14 protein-coding genes and 1 other RNA gene are annotated in these 14,172 nt (G+C 68.8%); 8 read left to right on the forward strand and 7 right to left on the reverse strand.

What is annotated here, in order from left to right:
• The 4 genes from OZ671_RS30900 to OZ671_RS30915 form a co-directional block, all read right to left on the reverse strand.
• On the reverse strand, nt 1–1,353 hold a 1,353-nt coding region (locus OZ671_RS30900; protein WP_268864261.1), incomplete at its 3' end, for a caspase family protein.
• A 110-nt stretch (nt 1,354–1,463) separates the two neighbouring features.
• Nucleotides 1,464–2,132, reverse strand: a complete 669-nt coding sequence (locus OZ671_RS30905; RefSeq protein ID WP_268864262.1) for a uracil-DNA glycosylase family protein — start codon at nt 2,130–2,132, stop codon at nt 1,464–1,466.
• Nucleotides 2,133–2,255: 123 nt separating this feature from the next.
• Entirely contained in the window at nt 2,256–2,867 is a 612-nt protein-coding gene (locus OZ671_RS30910; protein WP_268864263.1) for a glutathione S-transferase family protein, read from the reverse strand.
• Nucleotides 2,868–2,943: 76 nt separating this feature from the next.
• Complete coding sequence (locus tag OZ671_RS30915) at nt 2,944–4,551, reverse strand: sensor histidine kinase (protein ID WP_268864264.1); 1,608 nt, start codon at nt 4,549–4,551, stop codon at nt 2,944–2,946.
• A 231-nt stretch (nt 4,552–4,782) separates the two neighbouring features.
• Here OZ671_RS30915 and OZ671_RS30920 point away from each other — a divergent pair, with 231 nt between their 5' ends.
• Both OZ671_RS30920 and OZ671_RS30925 read left to right on the forward strand, forming a co-directional pair.
• Nucleotides 4,783–5,262 (forward strand): thermonuclease family protein, encoded by a 480-nt coding sequence (locus OZ671_RS30920; protein ID WP_268864265.1) that lies wholly within the window; start codon nt 4,783–4,785, stop codon nt 5,260–5,262.
• 97 nt (nt 5,263–5,359) lie between these two features.
• Nucleotides 5,360–6,880, forward strand: coding sequence for a malonate--CoA ligase (locus OZ671_RS30925; RefSeq protein WP_268864271.1), 1,521 nt, complete (start codon nt 5,360–5,362; stop codon nt 6,878–6,880).
• Between the two features lie 39 nt (nt 6,881–6,919).
• Here OZ671_RS30925 and pcaB read toward each other — a convergent pair whose 3' ends face one another.
• Nucleotides 6,920–8,278: a 3-carboxy-cis,cis-muconate cycloisomerase gene (gene pcaB, locus OZ671_RS30930; RefSeq protein WP_268864266.1), complete on the reverse strand. Its 1,359-nt coding sequence runs from the start codon at nt 8,276–8,278 to the stop codon at nt 6,920–6,922.
• A gap of 138 nt (nt 8,279–8,416) precedes the next feature.
• On the opposite strand from pcaB, the gene OZ671_RS30935 reads away from it, so the two are divergent.
• The 4 genes from OZ671_RS30935 (at nt 8,417) to OZ671_RS30950 (ending at nt 10,238) form a co-directional block, all read left to right on the forward strand.
• Entirely contained in the window at nt 8,417–8,665 is a 249-nt protein-coding gene (locus OZ671_RS30935) for a hypothetical protein (protein ID WP_038310230.1), read from the forward strand.
• Nucleotides 8,666–8,799: 134 nt separating this feature from the next.
• Nucleotides 8,800–9,185: RNase P RNA component class A (gene rnpB / locus OZ671_RS30940), an RNA gene on the forward strand.
• Between the two features lie 76 nt (nt 9,186–9,261).
• Nucleotides 9,262–10,026: an oxygen-dependent tRNA uridine(34) hydroxylase TrhO gene (gene trhO, locus OZ671_RS30945; RefSeq protein WP_268864267.1), complete on the forward strand. Its 765-nt coding sequence runs from the start codon at nt 9,262–9,264 to the stop codon at nt 10,024–10,026.
• A complete protein-coding gene (locus tag OZ671_RS30950; RefSeq protein ID WP_268864268.1) occupies nt 10,023–10,238 on the forward strand; it encodes a SlyX family protein in 216 nt (71 codons plus the stop codon). The genes trhO and OZ671_RS30950 overlap by 4 nt, the downstream gene beginning before the upstream one ends.
• Nucleotides 10,239–10,254: 16 nt before the next feature.
• On the opposite strand, the gene greA is transcribed toward OZ671_RS30950, so the two are convergent.
• Together greA and OZ671_RS30960 are read right to left on the reverse strand one after the other, a co-directional pair.
• Nucleotides 10,255–10,734 carry a transcription elongation factor GreA gene (gene greA, locus OZ671_RS30955; RefSeq protein ID WP_038310225.1) on the reverse strand — a complete coding sequence of 160 codons (480 nt, stop codon included), beginning with the start codon at nt 10,732–10,734 and terminating at the stop codon, nt 10,255–10,257.
• A 255-nt stretch (nt 10,735–10,989) separates the two neighbouring features.
• Nucleotides 10,990–12,378: an aminotransferase-like domain-containing protein gene (locus tag OZ671_RS30960; protein ID WP_268864269.1), complete on the reverse strand. Its 1,389-nt coding sequence runs from the start codon at nt 12,376–12,378 to the stop codon at nt 10,990–10,992.
• Between the two features lie 150 nt (nt 12,379–12,528).
• Here OZ671_RS30960 and OZ671_RS30965 point away from each other — a divergent pair, with 150 nt between their 5' ends.
• Nucleotides 12,529–12,918, forward strand: a complete 390-nt coding sequence (locus tag OZ671_RS30965; protein ID WP_038310219.1) for a DUF983 domain-containing protein — start codon at nt 12,529–12,531, stop codon at nt 12,916–12,918.
• A 38-nt stretch (nt 12,919–12,956) separates the two neighbouring features.
• Nucleotides 12,957–13,901 (forward strand): dicarboxylate transporter/tellurite-resistance protein TehA, encoded by a 945-nt coding sequence (locus tag OZ671_RS30970; RefSeq protein WP_268864270.1) that lies wholly within the window; start codon nt 12,957–12,959, stop codon nt 13,899–13,901.
• Nucleotides 13,902–14,172 lie beyond the last annotated feature (271 nt).

Genomic DNA, 14,172 nt, shown 5'->3' on the forward strand with positions numbered 1-14,172 from the left:
CGGGCGCACGATGCGCGGCAGCACGAACGGAGCGGCGACGATGGCCGCCCCGGCGACGATGGGCAGCGCCCCCCAGACATAGGGCGCCGGCGCGGGCAAGGCCCAGATCGGAGCGGCCGGCGGGCCGAGATAGACCGGGGCGAGCGCCACCGAGTCGTAGAAGACGGCCGGGGCCGGCGCCCAGTAGACCGGATCATCCACCACCTCGATCACCGGCAGCGGCGGCGGGATATCCTCGTAGACGACCTCCTCGAAGGTCGGCGGTGGCGCGGCGGGCGCGGACAGGCGCCCCAGCCGCCAGCGCGCCTCGTCGGCATGCGGTCCGCCCGGATAGCGCCTGAGATAGGTCCAGTAGGCCTGGGCCGAGCCGAAGCGAACGGTCTGCCGCCAGACCAGCGCTTCGCGCTTGGCGGCAAGCAGGCGCTTGATGCGCGGCGACAGGGCATCGCTCGGATAGAGCCGCAGGAAGGCCTGGTAGCCGGCAATGCTGTCCTGCTCGATCGCAAGCGCGTAGGCCTCCTGAGCCGACAGGCCGGTCATCGGCCGCTCGGCGAGCGGCATGGCCGGCGGCGGCGCCGCGGCGCCCGCCATCTCGGCCGGCAAGGTGAGCACCGGGGCCGGCTGAGCGAGCGCCGAAACCTCCCACGGCGTATCGCGGCCATTGGTCTGCTGGTGCACGCGCAGCCGCGCCCGCGCGATGATCTGGTCGACCGGAACGCCGGGTTCGCGCAGCTGCTCGGCCAGCGCGAGTGCGAAACGGCTATAGGCCGCCTCCGCCGGCGTGACGACCTGGCCCGGTGCGGCGGCTGAGGCCACCAGCATGCCGGCACCGCCGTCGATCACCCCGAGCCCCGGACGGACCGGCTCGCCGACATTGGCGTAAGGATGGGCGTTCGACAGGTCGAGCAGAACCACCTTCGCCTTGGCCGGCATGCTGCCGAGCGCCCGGACGAAATCGGCCAGCCTGATCCCGCCGATCGGAATGTCGGATTCGCGCTCCACCGCCGTGTCCGACGGGATCAGATAGCTGTCGCTCTCATGCTGAAGGCCGAGGCCGGCGAGATAGACGACGACGATCGAATCCGGCCCGGCCTCCCTGACCTTCGCCAGGAAATTGGCGATGGCCCCGCGCAGTTCCGACTGCGGCAGGTCGGCGCCCTCGACGGTCGAGAAGCCGAGATCGCGCAGGGTTTGCGCGACGAGCCCGGCGCTGTTGAGCGCATTGGGCAGCGGATTGGTCTGGTAGGTGCCCGAGCCCAGAACGAGCGCGACGCGGGTCTCGGCCAAGGCCGCCGGTGCGAATGCGCCAAGCATCACCGCGGCCGCAAGCAGTCCGAGCAAACGACGGACCATGGGGGTCTCCCTGACGAGCTAAAGTCGCGGATATGCCGCGCCCCCGGATTCCGCAGGCTCGATGTTGCGCCCTCATGTCGCGCAAACGCAAGAGCCATAAGGGAAAAGGCTTACCTCGGCCCCAGCCTGGCGGCGACCTCGGACCGCAGGACCGGCAGGAGCTCGGCCTCGAACCAGCGGTGCCGCTTCAGCCAGCCGGTATTGCGCCAGGACGGATGCGGCAGCACGATCACCGCCGGCCGATCCCTCGCCGCAAGAATGGTGCGCCAATTGGCCACGGTGGCGGTCAGGCTGCCGGCGCACAGATGCCTCAGCCCCAGCCGGTCGAGATGATAGGCCTGGGCGCTGGCACCGATGGCCAGGATGAGGTCGATCTGCGGCATGGCCGCCATCATCCGGTCGTGCCAGGCCGCGCGGCACTCGCGGCGCGGTGGGAGATCGCCGCCCTTGGCGTCATAGCCGGGAAAACAGAAGCCCATGGGGACGATGGCGAGCTGCGAGCGGTCGTAAAACACCGTCCGGTCGATGCCCATCCAGTCGCGCAGGCGGTCGCCGGAACGATCGTCGAAAGGCTTGCCCGACACATGCACCCGCATGCCTGGCGCCTGGCCCGCGACAAGGATCCGCGCGCTGGCCGACGGCCAGGCGACGGGCCGGGGCTGGTGCGGCAAGGGACGGCCCTGCGGGCGGTCGACACAGATGCGGCACGCGGCAATGGCCTCCATGACGGCATCGAGCTCGCCGCGCCGGGCCGCGCGCGGCGGATCATCGTCCATCATGACGCCGCCGGCGCCCGGGACCGGCCGCAGGCTGGAAGAGCAAGGATCATGCCCGGCAGATTATCAGCCCAGCCCGCCGCCCTGCAACGCGCCGCGACGGGATCTCGGCTCCCGATCCTGGCGTCAGGCCTTGGCACTCGGCCGCGCCGCGACCGATGCCCGCCAGCGGGCGAGATGGACGAGGTCTTCCGGCACCGGCACGCGGGTCGGCCTGACGAAGTCGACGGCCACCAGCGCCGTGATGTCGGCGACGGTGAAGCGGCCGCAGGCGATGAAGTCCCGGCCCTCCAGATGGCGATCGAGGATGGTCAGTTCGTCCACGATGCGCCCCCTGTTGACCTCGCCCCATTCCTTGACCTGCGGCACTTCCATTTCGGCCATCGCCGGATGCAGATGGCGAAAGGCCGCGGCGACGGTCATCAGGAAATGAAGCTCGATCCGCCGTGCCCACATTTCGATCTCGCCGATCTCGCGCGCGTCGCGCCCGAACAGGTTCGGCTCGGGATGAAGCGCTTCGAGGTACCGGCAGATCGCCATCGACTCGGTGATGACGGTGCCATCGTCCAACATGAGAGCCGGCGTCCGCTGACGCGGATTGATCGCGGTGAAATCCTCGCTCTTGTTCTCGCGCTTGCCGAGGTCGACGGCGACGCTCGGAATGGAAAGGCCTTTCTCCGCCATGAACATGCGCACCCTGCGAGGGTTCGGCGCGCCCGGCGTATCGTAGAATTTCATGGTCGTTTCCCCGTCGTGTCGTGTAACCGCACCACGGGCTCCGGCACAGGTCAAGGCGCCGATCGGGGGAGGCTGCTCAGCGGCCGCCGAACAGGGCACGCCGGAGTGCGCCGACATTCGCCGCCTCGGGCATGGCCATGACCGGTTCCGGCGGCAGGATGTAGCTCGGCTCCACCGGCGGGCTCTCGATGGCGGGCAGCGCTTCCATCACCCGCTCCGCCGGGAAGGTCGTGATCACCTCCGTGCCCTCGCGGAGCGTCGACTTCAGCGTGAAGGAACCGCCATGCATGGTGGCCAGCCCCTGGACGATCGGCAGGCCGAGCCCGGTGCCCTGCTCCGCGCTCTTGATGGCATTGGAGCCCTGGCCGAAATTGGACAGCACGATCGGGATCTCGTCCTCGGGAATGCCTGGACCGGTGTCGCGCACCGAAATGTACTGGCCTCCCGAAGCGGTCCAGCCCACCTTGAGCGTGATCTCGCCCCCGGCCGGCGTGAACTTGATGGCGTTCGACATCAGGTTGAGCACGATCTGCCTGATGGCGCGCTCGTCGGCCCAGAGCTTCGGCATGTTGGGCTCGAAACGCTGGACGACCGAGACGCCCTTGTTCTTGGCGCGCACCTTCAGAAGGTGGTGGCAGTCCTCGACGACGCCGGCAAGGACCAGCGCCTCCTCGTTCAGCTCGTAGCGCCCGGCTTCGATGCGCGAGAGATCGAGGATCTCGTTGATCAGCGACAGGAGATGCTGCCCGGAGGCATGGATGTCGTTGGCATATTCGGCATATTGCGGCGCCGAGTGAGCCCCGAACATCTCCTCCTTCATCACCTCGGAAAAGCCGAGAATGGCATTGAGCGGGGTGCGCAGCTCGTGGCTCATCTGGGCAAGAAAGCGCGACTTGGCGATGTTCGCCATTTCGGCATTGCGGCGCGCCTCGTCCGAATTGGCCTTGGCGGTCTCGAGCTCGCCGAACAGCGCATCCTTCTCCGCGCGCGCCTCGAGGGTGGCCAGGTTCGCCTGGTAGAGCTTGGTCGAGATGATGCCGAAGAAGGCCAGCGCGCCGCCGGCCAGGGCCGCCATCATCGCGCCCTGCAATCCCTCGACCAGCAGGAAATGCGCGATCACCATGATGCCGACGGGCAAGGTGACTGCCAGGACGGCCCCCGGCAGGGTCGCACCGATCATCGTAGCGATGGCCACGACGATCAGCATGCCGACCAGCAGGAAGGTGTCGGCTTCCGGCACATTGGCCTGGATCACCACGATCAACGCGAAGACCCAGGCAAGGCCGAGAACGGCCTCCGCCAGCACGAAGCGCAGGTGCCAGGCCCGCAGGTTCGCCTTGTCCGACTGGATGCGCAGGAAGGCGTGCGCCAGGACGAGCGTGATCACATGCGCGGCAAGCACCGCGCCGGAGCCGACCGCCCCCGTCCAGGGATTGGTGATCCAGCCGGCGATCGCGCCGATCGCCAGCGCCAGCAGGGTCACGGCGAGCGCGGCGGACAGCTTGTTCTGCGCGTAGATGCGCATCAGCTCGAAATCGAACGAGCGCCGCGTGCCGGTCGTCGAGGTCAGCTTCTCGCGGGCGTCGCGAACCTGGCGAACGACACGCTTGCGGCTCAGCGCATGCTGCTGCGCACGCTCCGCCGCCCGGTCGCTCAACCGCTCCGCCGCCACCTCGACGCTCATCCGAGCGGACCTCTCCAGACGCGACACAACACTTAGCGAAATATTGCAGACGTTGATTAACGCACCGTCGAGAGGCATGGTGAACAAAAAGTGAATGGATTGTCCCAGGTCGGATTTCTGCATGCCTTTTCAAGCCCCTTGAGGAATCCGGTGCGCCCCCATAAACCAGCCGGCATGCCACGCTGGACGAGATCGCGCAGGCCGCGCGTCAACCGAGGGTTCACGACGTTGATGCTCGGCCTGTTCGTCGTGGCCGCCGGGATCGGCGCCTATGCGCTGCGCAATGTCCCGCGCGGCGCGGTGATCAGCGGCCACGCGCGGGTGATCGACGGCGACAGTCTCAGGATCGGCATCACGGACATCCGGATCCAGGGGATCGATGCGCCCGAGCTGTTCCAGCGCTGCACCCGCGAGGGACAGGAGGTCGCGTGCGGCCGGGAGGCGGCGCGCCAGCTGACCCAGCTCATCGCCGGCCGGCCGGTGACCTGCGAGCGCCGGGACATCGACCGGTTCGGCCGGACCGTCGCGCAATGCCACGCCGACGACGTCGATCTCGGCCGCGCCATGGTGGCAAGCGGCCATGCCCTGTCCTATGGCGGCTATCTGCAGGAGGAGGCGCGAGCCCGCAGCCAACGCAAGGGCGTCTGGGCCGGCGAGTTCATCCGCCCGCGCGAATGGCGCGACCGCGCCCGCTCCGCGCCAGGGTCCTGACCAGGCCTCGCCCCTGCCCTGCTCGGCGGCCCTCGACCTGAAGCCGCCGATGCGGCATGGTCCGGCTCTTTCCATGCCACCTCTTGCCTGGGACCCCATGGCCAATCACCTGTTCGACCTCGTCCGCGCCAGCGCCACGGACCCGACCAAGACCTTCATCGAAACTGAGACGGGCCTGAAGCTCAGCTACGGCGACCTGATGTCCGGAACGGCGCGTTACGCCAATGCGCTGGTGACGCTCGGCGTGAAGCCCGGCGACCGGGTGGCCGTGCAGGTGGAAAAGTCGGCGAGCGCGATCCTGCTCTATCTCGCCACGGTGCGGGCCGGAGCCGTGTTCCTGCCGCTGAACACGGCCTATACGCTGGCCGAGCTCAGCTATTTCCTCGGCGACGCCGAGCCTGCCCTGGTGGTCTGCGATCCCTCGCGTCGCGACGGCATTGCCGAGATCGCCGCCAAGGCGGGCGTGCCTGCAGTGGAGACGCTCGGCCGCGCCATGGACGGCAGCCTCGCCGAGAAGGCAAAGGCGAGCGCCGAGGACTTCGCCGATGTCGCGCGCGGCCCCGGCGACCTTGCGGCCATCCTCTATACGTCGGGTACCACCGGCCGCTCCAAGGGCGCCATGTTGAGCCACGACAACCTCGCGTCCAATGCGCTGACGCTGAAGGACTATTGGCGGTTCACCGGCGCCGACGTGCTGCTCCATGCCCTGCCGATCTTCCACACGCACGGCCTGTTCGTGGCGACCAACACGATCCTCGTCGCCGGCGCGAGCATGCTGTTCCTGCCGAAATTCGACGCCGACAAGGTATTCGAGCTGATGCCGCGCGCGACCACCATGATGGGCGTGCCGACTTTCTACGTTCGCCTGGTGCAGGACAGCCGCCTCACCCGCGCGGCGACCGCGCATATGCGCCTGTTCATCTCGGGCTCGGCGCCGCTGCTCGCCGAAACGCACAGGCTGTTCCGCGAGAAGACCGGCCTTGCCATCCTCGAGCGCTACGGCATGACCGAGACCAACATGAACACCTCCAACCCCTATGACGGCGAGCGCATCGCCGGCACGGTGGGCTTCCCGCTGCCCGGCGTCGCGCTGCGCGTCGCCGACCCCGAGACCGGCGCCAGGCTCCCCGACGGCGAGATCGGCGTCATCGAGGTCAAGGGGCCGAACGTGTTCTCGGGCTATTGGCGCATGCCGGAAAAGACGGCGGCCGAGTTCCGCAAGGACGGCTTCTTCATCACCGGCGATCTCGGCAAGATCGACGAGCGCGGCTATGTGCACATCGTCGGCCGCGGCAAGGATCTCGTGATTTCCGGCGGCTACAACGTCTATCCGAAAGAGGTCGAGACCGAAATCGACGGCATGCCCGGTGTCGTCGAAAGCGCGGTGATCGGCGTGCCGCATCCTGATTTCGGCGAAGGCGTCACCGCCGTCGTGGTCGCCGAAAAAGGCGTGGCGCTGGACGAGGCGGCGATCCTCAAGGCGCTCGAGGAGCGGCTCGCCAAGTACAAGCTGCCGAAGCGGGTCATCGTGGTCGAGGATCTGCCGCGCAACACCATGGGCAAGGTGCAGAAGAACCTGCTGCGCGACGCCTACAAGACGCTTTACGCCGGCGGCTGAACCGCGGCAGGGCCAGAACGAGCGCGGCGTCCGCTTGTTTCAGGCCGTCCCGCCCGGCCCCCCCTCATAGGTCACCAGCACGCGGTCGACGAATTCGCCGGCCGCGCCGAGATAGTGCGCGGGGTCGAGCAGATGTTCGAGCTGCTCCCGCGTCGCGGCGCCCGCAATCACGGGATCGCCAGCAAGGATGTCGACGAGCGGCCGCCGCTCGGCCACCGCCTGCCGGCAGGCGGCTTCGATCCGATCATGCGCAGCAAGCCGGCCGAGGGCCGGCGCAAGCGCCATCTGCACCGCTTCCGCCATGAGCAGACCGTCGGTCAGCGCGAGATTGGCGCGCATCCGCTCGGGCTTCACCTCCAGGCCTTCGACGAGCTCGACGGTGTGATGCAGCGCGCCGCCGGCAAGGCGTATCAGTTCCGGCAAGGCGAGCCACTCGCCCTGCCAGCCGCCGGCAAAGCGTTCGTGCTCGCCGGCACCGCCGCCTGCGACCGCCGCCATCAGCTGCGGCACGACCTGCTGCGCCCCGAGGATCGTCGCCGACAGCGCCGGGTTGCGCTTGTGCGGCATGGTCGAGGAGCCGCCGCGGCCGGGAGCTGCCGGCTCCAGCACTTCGCCGACCTCGGTCTGCATCATCAGCGCGACGTCGCGTGCAAGCTTGGCGCAGGTGACCACCACGCCGGTCACGAGAGCCGCGACCTCGAAGATCCGGTCGCGCTGGCCGTGCCAGGGCGCGTCGGCGAAGCCGAGACCGAGATGGGCGGCGAGCCGGTCGGCGACTTCGGGGCCCTTCGCGCCGAGGGAAGCCAGCGTGCCGGCAGCACCGCCGAGCTGCAGCACGAGGACACGCGGCCGCGCTTCGGCCAGGCGCACCCGGTGGCGCATCAGCGCATCGAGAAAGCCGGCCATCTTCAGGCCGAAGGTGGTCGGCAGGGCTTGCTGAAGCCATGTGCGGCCGGCCATCGGCGTGTCCCGGTAGATCCGCGCGAGCCGCGCCGCCGCCTTGCCGGCGCGCGTGAGATCGGCATCCAGAACCTCGAATGCGGCCTTGATCTGCAGCATCAGGCCCGTATCCATCACGTCCTGGCTGGTGGCGCCGTAATGGACCCATTTGGCCGCCTCGGCATCGATCGCGGCGACCTTGGCCGTCAACTGCTTGACCAGGGGAATGGCGCTGTTGCCGGCCATTCCCGCCGCTCGGCCGATGGCATCCGGTTCGAGACCGGCGGCGCAGGCGCGGGCGATCGGATCCACCGCCGCAGCCGGAATGACGCCGGCCGCCGCCTCCGACGCGGCCAGCCCGCTTTCGAAGGCGAGCATGGCATCGACGGCGGCGCGATCGGAGAAGGCGGCCTCCATGGCAGCGGAACCGAAGAGCGGCGCGAGCAGCGGCGAAGGCATGTGACACCGGGGCTGAAACAGCAGGAGCCCCTTCTTTAGCAGAGCCGGGCTCGGCCCCCAAAAGCGTGGCGCCTCTGGCGCCGGATCCGTTAGGATCCCACATCATCTGCAACCTTGGCCCTGCAGAGGAGAGCTCCCATGGATCCGGTCGCGAAGAAGGCTGACGATCTGAAGGCCGAAGATCTGCAGGTTCAGGGCACGCGCGAATTCGTCGACGCCATAGCCGGTCCGGGACCGGCCATGCCGAAGCGGCAGGCCGATCCGGTCGAGGACGCCGATCTCGACCTGGCCCTCGAAAACACCTTCCCGGCCAGCGACCCGATCGCCGCGACCTCGGCGGAGACCATCAGCGGCGCCCCCGCGGATCATCCGGGGCGCGGAACCTGACTGGACGCAGGGCGATCGGCGCACCGAGAACGGTGCGCTGAGCCTTCGCCGCCCGCGCCCCTTCCGTGCCATTCCCCAGCCGCGTCAGCCGCGCGCCCTTGACACCTCGGACGCGCTGGCCCAGGTGAAGGCCGTCAGCCGGCCGGACGGCCGCCGCCGCATCACCCGAAAGGGCGCGGGGGAGGAAAGTCCGGGCTCCACGGAACCACGGTGCCGGATAACGTCCGGCGGGGGCGACCCCAGGGAAAGTGCCACAGAGAACAGACCGCCGGGGCCTCGCTCCGGCAAGGGTGAAACGGTGGGGTAAGAGCCCACCGCGCGACCGGCAACGGGAGCGGCACGGCAAACCCCACCGGGAGCAAAACCGAATAGGGACGGCATGGGGAAACCCAGGGCGTGGATCCGCGCCGCCGTCCGGGTAGGTTGCCAGAGACGTCCAGCAATGGGCGTCCTAGAGGAATGGCCGTCACGCGGGAGCGATCCCGCCCTACAGAACCCGGCTTACAGGCCGACTGATCCCGTGGGCTCCCGGCGGCACCCCGCCCGGGAGCCCATCCCTCCCGGAACACAGGCCGGATTTCGAACGTCTCGCCCCCATGCCCCATCGCGTCGCCGCGCTCTATCAGTTCGTCGCTTTGCCGGATGCCGCCCTGCTGGCCGCACCGCTGCGCCAGCTCGCCGCCGGCTGGTCCGTGAAGGGCACGCTGATCCTTGCGACCGAAGGCCTCAACGGCACCATTGCCGGGACGCCCGCGGCGGTTGACGGTTTCGTCGCCGCCCTGCGCGACGGCCCGCTGTTCGGCGGACGGCTCAATCGGCTGGAACTCAAATTTTCGACCGCTGCCGCCCCGCCCTTCGGGCGGCTCAAGGTGCATCTGAAGCCGGAGATCGTCACCTTTGGCGATCCCGCCACCAATCCGGCCGAGCGCACCGGCGTCTATGTCGCGCCGTCGGACTGGAACGCGCTGATCGCCAGTCCGGACGTGCTCGTCATCGATACCCGCAACACCTTCGAAGTGGCGATGGGCACGTTCGAAGGCGCGCTCGATCCCGGCTTGCGGCGTTTCAGCGACTTCCGCGACTTCGTTCGGCGCGAGCTCGATCCGACGCGGCACCGCCGCATCGCCATGTTCTGCACCGGCGGCATCCGCTGCGAGAAGGCCAGCGCCCATCTCATCGCCGCAGGTTTTGCCGAGGTCTATCATCTGAAAGGCGGAATTCTGCGCTATCTTGAAGAGGTTGCGCCCGCGGTCAGCCGCTGGACCGGCACATGTTTCGTTTTCGACGAGCGTGTCGCGCTCGGCCATGGCCTGGTCGAACGCGCCCCGCAGCCTGCCACCGACCAGAGGCCACAGCCATGACGGACAATCTTGCGGCGCGCGTCGATGCCCTGGAAATGCGGATCGCCTATCAGGACGAAACGATCGAGGACCTGAACAAGACGATCACGGCGCAATGGAAGGAGATCGACCGGCTGACCCGGGAACTCGCCAACCTTGCCGACCGCATGCGCGAGGCCGAGCACCGCGCGCTGGCAGGCGCGCCGCCCGAACCGCCGCCGCCACACTACTGACCCGATCATCCGGCGGTCAGGCGATGGCGATGACCTCCACCTCGCCCGCGCCGACGATCGCGGTATCGCCGACACGTTTGCCCATCAGCGCCCGGGCGATTGGCGAGACATGCGAAATCGAGCCCTTGGCAGGGTCGGCCTCGTCCTCGCCGACGATCCGGAAGGTCTGGCGCCGGCCGTCCTCGCGGTCGAAGGTGACGCTGGAACCGAAACCCACCGTGTCGGCATCGGCATGCGGCGACACGACCTGGGCGCTGTTGCGCCGGGCCGTATAATAGCGAAGGTCGCGGTTGGCGCGGGCCAGGGCGGTCTCGTCAATGGCGTCGTCGCCGGCCGCCTGGGCGGCGGCGACCGCAGCGCGTGCGGCGGCCAGAGCAGCGTCCAGCGCAGCAAGACCAGCCGGTGTCACCAGGTTCGGATGCGGCGAGATCGGGCGGTCCGGCAGGTCCGCTTCACCACCGTCACGGTCGTTTTCCTTGGTAAAGGCAACACTCATCGCGGCTCTTGTCCCATGGCGCCGGCAGGCATGCCGGGCTTCGTGTCCAATGTCCCCGCAATGCGAAATTCACACGCCGCGGCCATGCGCGCGACGCGAATTCCAGATCGGAGACACCAGCCCCAGCCGAACCCTGGACCTTAATGCAAACTCCGCCCGAGGTCGAGGATATCACCGATTGCGAGTCAGCCGGCTGGTCGGACAGCCCTGCGCATTGGGTCAGCGGCGGAAGTGCGGACGGCTCCGCCGCAGCGATCAGACCAGCGCAACGGGCGGCCCATTCGTTCCGTTCAGCAAGGCGTCGATGAAGCGGGCGACCCGGCCGAGCGCGCCGAGGTCGGCAGGGCTGCCGAGTGACAGGCGTACGGCGTTCGGCGGCCGGTCGACGGTGGCGAACGCATCGCTAGCGACCGCGGCAAGGCCATGCTGGCGCAGCGTCGCGGCAAAGGTTTCGCGATCGCGCCCGGCCGGCAACGGCAGCCAGGCATGTGGAGCCTCGGGATCGGCGGCGAGGCCATGGCCGGCCAGCACCCCGGCCAGCACCGCGTGGCGCGCCCTGTTCTCCGCGCGCATCGCCGCGACGATGTCCGTCAACGATCCATCGCCGATCCAGTGCGAGGCAAGCGCCGCATTGAGCGGTGGCGCCATGACGCAGGCGGCATGGATCTCCGCTCCAAGCCGCAGGCCGTCGCCCGTGCCCGGAACCGCGACATAGGCGACTCGCAAAGCCGGCGAGACGCTCTTGGCGAGCGAGGCGATATGCCAGGTTCGATCCGGTGCGGTCCTGGCGATGGCCGGCAGGGACGTGGCCGGCAGGTCGCCATAGGCATCATCCTCGATGACCCACAGGCCATGCCGGCTTGCCACCGCGGCGATCCGCGCGCGGCACGCGGCATCGAGCGTCACCGTCGTCGGATTGTCCATCGTCGGCATCACATAGACGGCTTTCGGGTGATGCAGCCGGCAGAGCGCATCGAGCCCGTCCGGATCAACCCCGCCCGCCTCGCCCGGCAGGGGCAGCAGGCGCAGGCCGAAGCGCTCGGCCACCGCCTTCATGCCGGGAAAGGTCAATGCACCGGTGACGACCGCGTCGCCGGGAGCGAGCAGCAGCCGGCAGATGGCCGCCAAGGCATTCTGCGCGCCGGCGGCGACCACCACCCGATCCTCGGCAAGCGCGCCGAGCCGCGGCGCCAGCCAGGCGGCTCCGGCCACCCGATCCGGCAGGGCGCCGCCAGCCTCCTGATACTGCAGGCGTGCCGCAGCTCCCGGGGCCTGAAGCAGCATCCGGTAGCCCTCGGCGAACCGTTCCGCCAGATGAAGCGTCCCCGCGGTAGGGGGCAGATTCATGCGCCAGTCGACCGAAAGCGGTGCGGCGGATGCGAGAGCGCTTCGGCCGGGCGCGGGCGCGCGCACATAGCTGCCCCGGCGCCCGCTGGCCTCGATCAAGCCGCGGCGGCGCGCCTCGTTGAAGGCGCGCGTCACCGTCGTCAGATCGACCCCGATCAGGCGGGCGAGCTCGCGCTGCGGCGGCAGGGCATCGCCCGGCTTCAGGCGTCCGGAACGGATGGCATCGGCCAAGGCGGCCGCGATGGCGAGATATTTCGGCCCGCTGCTGCGCCCGAGATCCGGCATCCATGTCGTCATCGGCAGAATCCTGTCGCGCTTTGCCTTGACACTGTATGCATACATATTACATACGAACAGCAAGATTTCAATAGATTGTATGGATTTACATCCATACAAAATGCCCCTGCGATCGGTCCTGTTGTCCGCCGCGACCAGAAAGGTCCCGTCATGTCAGAGCGTGTTTGGCCCGAACTCCCGCCGTTCCAGACCGGCATCCGCGGCCGCTGCCCGCGCTGCGGCGAAGGCCACCTGTTTCAGGGCTTCCTGAAGCTGCGGCCGCAATGCGAGGTTTGTGGCCTCGATTACAGCTTCGCCGACCCGGCCGACGGCCCGGCCTTTTTCGTCATGATGTTCGCCTGCGTGCCCGTCGTCATTCTGGCGCTCTGGCTGGAGGTCAAGTACCAGGCGCCGCTGTGGGTTCACCTCGTGACCACCCTGCCCTTCGGCATCCTCACCTGCGTGCCGCCGCTACGGCCGCTCAAGGGCTGGCTCGTCGCCTCGCAATATTACTTCAAGGCCGAGGAAGGCCGTCTGGTGCGCAAGGACGAGCCGGCCTGAGCCGGCGCCGCCCACCCGGATCTGAACGACAGGCCGTCATGCGCCCGCTCATGTTCGCAATGGTGCTCGGCATTGGCGGACTCGCCAATGGCTGGCGCGCGGCGGCGCGGCTATGGGCCGTTCCCGCCGCGATCGGAGAGGCCTTCGCCGGCGCGGCGGTGCTACTCTGGCTCGGCCTCGTTCTCGCCTATGCCAAACATTGGCTCGCGGATCCGCGTGCGGCCCTGGCCGACATGGAGCATCCCGCGCAAGGCATGCTGGCCTCGCTGCTGCCGGTCGCCACCCTGATCGCCAGCCTTGCGCTCCGGCCCCATCTGCCGATGACGGCCTGGATCATGGCGCTCGCGGGCCTTGCCGGCATCGTCGCCTTCGCGGCCTGGGCGATCGGCGGCCTCTGGCAGGACGGCCGCACAGCGGCGGACACCACCCCGGTCTTTTACATGCCGACGGTCGGCGGCGGTCTCGTCGCAGCGTTGGCAGCCGGCTCCTTCGGTGCCGTCGATACCGGCTGGCTGTTTTTCGGGCTCGGCCTGTTTTCCTTCCTCGCCATGGAGTCGGTCGTCATTGCGCGAATGATCCAGGCGCCGTTGCCGGTCGACCGGCGCGCGACGCTCGGCGTTCACATGGCGCCGCCGGCTGTCGCGAGCGTCGCGCTGATGGCGCTGACCGACGATGCCGGGCTCCTGCCATTCGCGCTGATGCTGTTCGGCTACGGCTGCTTCCAGGCGCTGGTTCTCCTGAGGCTCGCACCTTGGCTGCGCCAGCAGGCCTTCGGCCCGACCGCCTGGGCCTATACGTTCGGGATCTCCGCTCTTCCGCTCGCGGCCATCCGGCTGGTCGAGCGCGGCGCCGGTGCGCCGGTCACCCTGCTCGCCCCGGCCCTGTTCGTCGCAGCCAACCTGATCATCGGATGGATCGCGCTGCGCACGCTCTGGTCGCTCGTCGCCGACCAGGTTCCCGTCGCCGGCCGCGGCGGCGGCTGAGATCGATATCCTTCACACTTTCGTGACGCCACCAGGGCTGCGCCGCACTTTGCACCGGGGCCGCCCAGGCCATCCGCATTCTCGCCACGAGACCGGCTATCCTGTTGGCGCGAAAGGCAATCGCCGCCAGGACGCGCCAATGCACACGGTGGCGCTCCGGCGGCGCCTCGGGTAAAGTCCAAGCCATGCAGTTCGGTATGCGTTTTCTCCTGCTTGCGAGCGTCGGCGCGGTCATGAACGCGGCTGCCGCCGCCGTTCCCGCGCGGGCGCA

Origin of the sequence: Phreatobacter sp. AB_2022a (assembly GCF_026847585.1) — a bacterium.
Taxonomy (GTDB): Bacteria; Pseudomonadota; Alphaproteobacteria; order Rhizobiales; family Phreatobacteraceae; genus Phreatobacter.

Coding starts and splice junctions, on each gene's coding strand:
- OZ671_RS30925 (WP_268864271.1), top strand. CDS start 5,360: ATGGCCAATCACCTGTTCGACCTCGTCCGCGCCAGCGCCACGGACCCG.
- trhO (WP_268864267.1), top strand. CDS start 9,262: ATGCCCCATCGCGTCGCCGCGCTCTATCAGTTCGTCGCTTTGCCGGAT.
- OZ671_RS30950 (WP_268864268.1), top strand. CDS start 10,023: ATGACGGACAATCTTGCGGCGCGCGTCGATGCCCTGGAAATGCGGATC.
- pcaB (WP_268864266.1), bottom strand. CDS start 8,278: ATGCCTTCGCCGCTGCTCGCGCCGCTCTTCGGTTCCGCTGCCATGGAG.
- OZ671_RS30920 (WP_268864265.1), top strand. CDS start 4,783: ATGCTCGGCCTGTTCGTCGTGGCCGCCGGGATCGGCGCCTATGCGCTG.
- OZ671_RS30960 (WP_268864269.1), bottom strand. CDS start 12,378: ATGACGACATGGATGCCGGATCTCGGGCGCAGCAGCGGGCCGAAATAT.
- OZ671_RS30915 (WP_268864264.1), bottom strand. CDS start 4,551: ATGAGCGTCGAGGTGGCGGCGGAGCGGTTGAGCGACCGGGCGGCGGAG.
- greA (WP_038310225.1), bottom strand. CDS start 10,734: ATGAGTGTTGCCTTTACCAAGGAAAACGACCGTGACGGTGGTGAAGCG.
- OZ671_RS30905 (WP_268864262.1), bottom strand. CDS start 2,132: ATGATGGACGATGATCCGCCGCGCGCGGCCCGGCGCGGCGAGCTCGAT.
- OZ671_RS30970 (WP_268864270.1), top strand. CDS start 12,957: ATGCGCCCGCTCATGTTCGCAATGGTGCTCGGCATTGGCGGACTCGCC.
- OZ671_RS30965 (WP_038310219.1), top strand. CDS start 12,529: ATGTCAGAGCGTGTTTGGCCCGAACTCCCGCCGTTCCAGACCGGCATC.
- OZ671_RS30935 (WP_038310230.1), top strand. CDS start 8,417: ATGGATCCGGTCGCGAAGAAGGCTGACGATCTGAAGGCCGAAGATCTG.
- OZ671_RS30910 (WP_268864263.1), bottom strand. CDS start 2,867: ATGAAATTCTACGATACGCCGGGCGCGCCGAACCCTCGCAGGGTGCGC.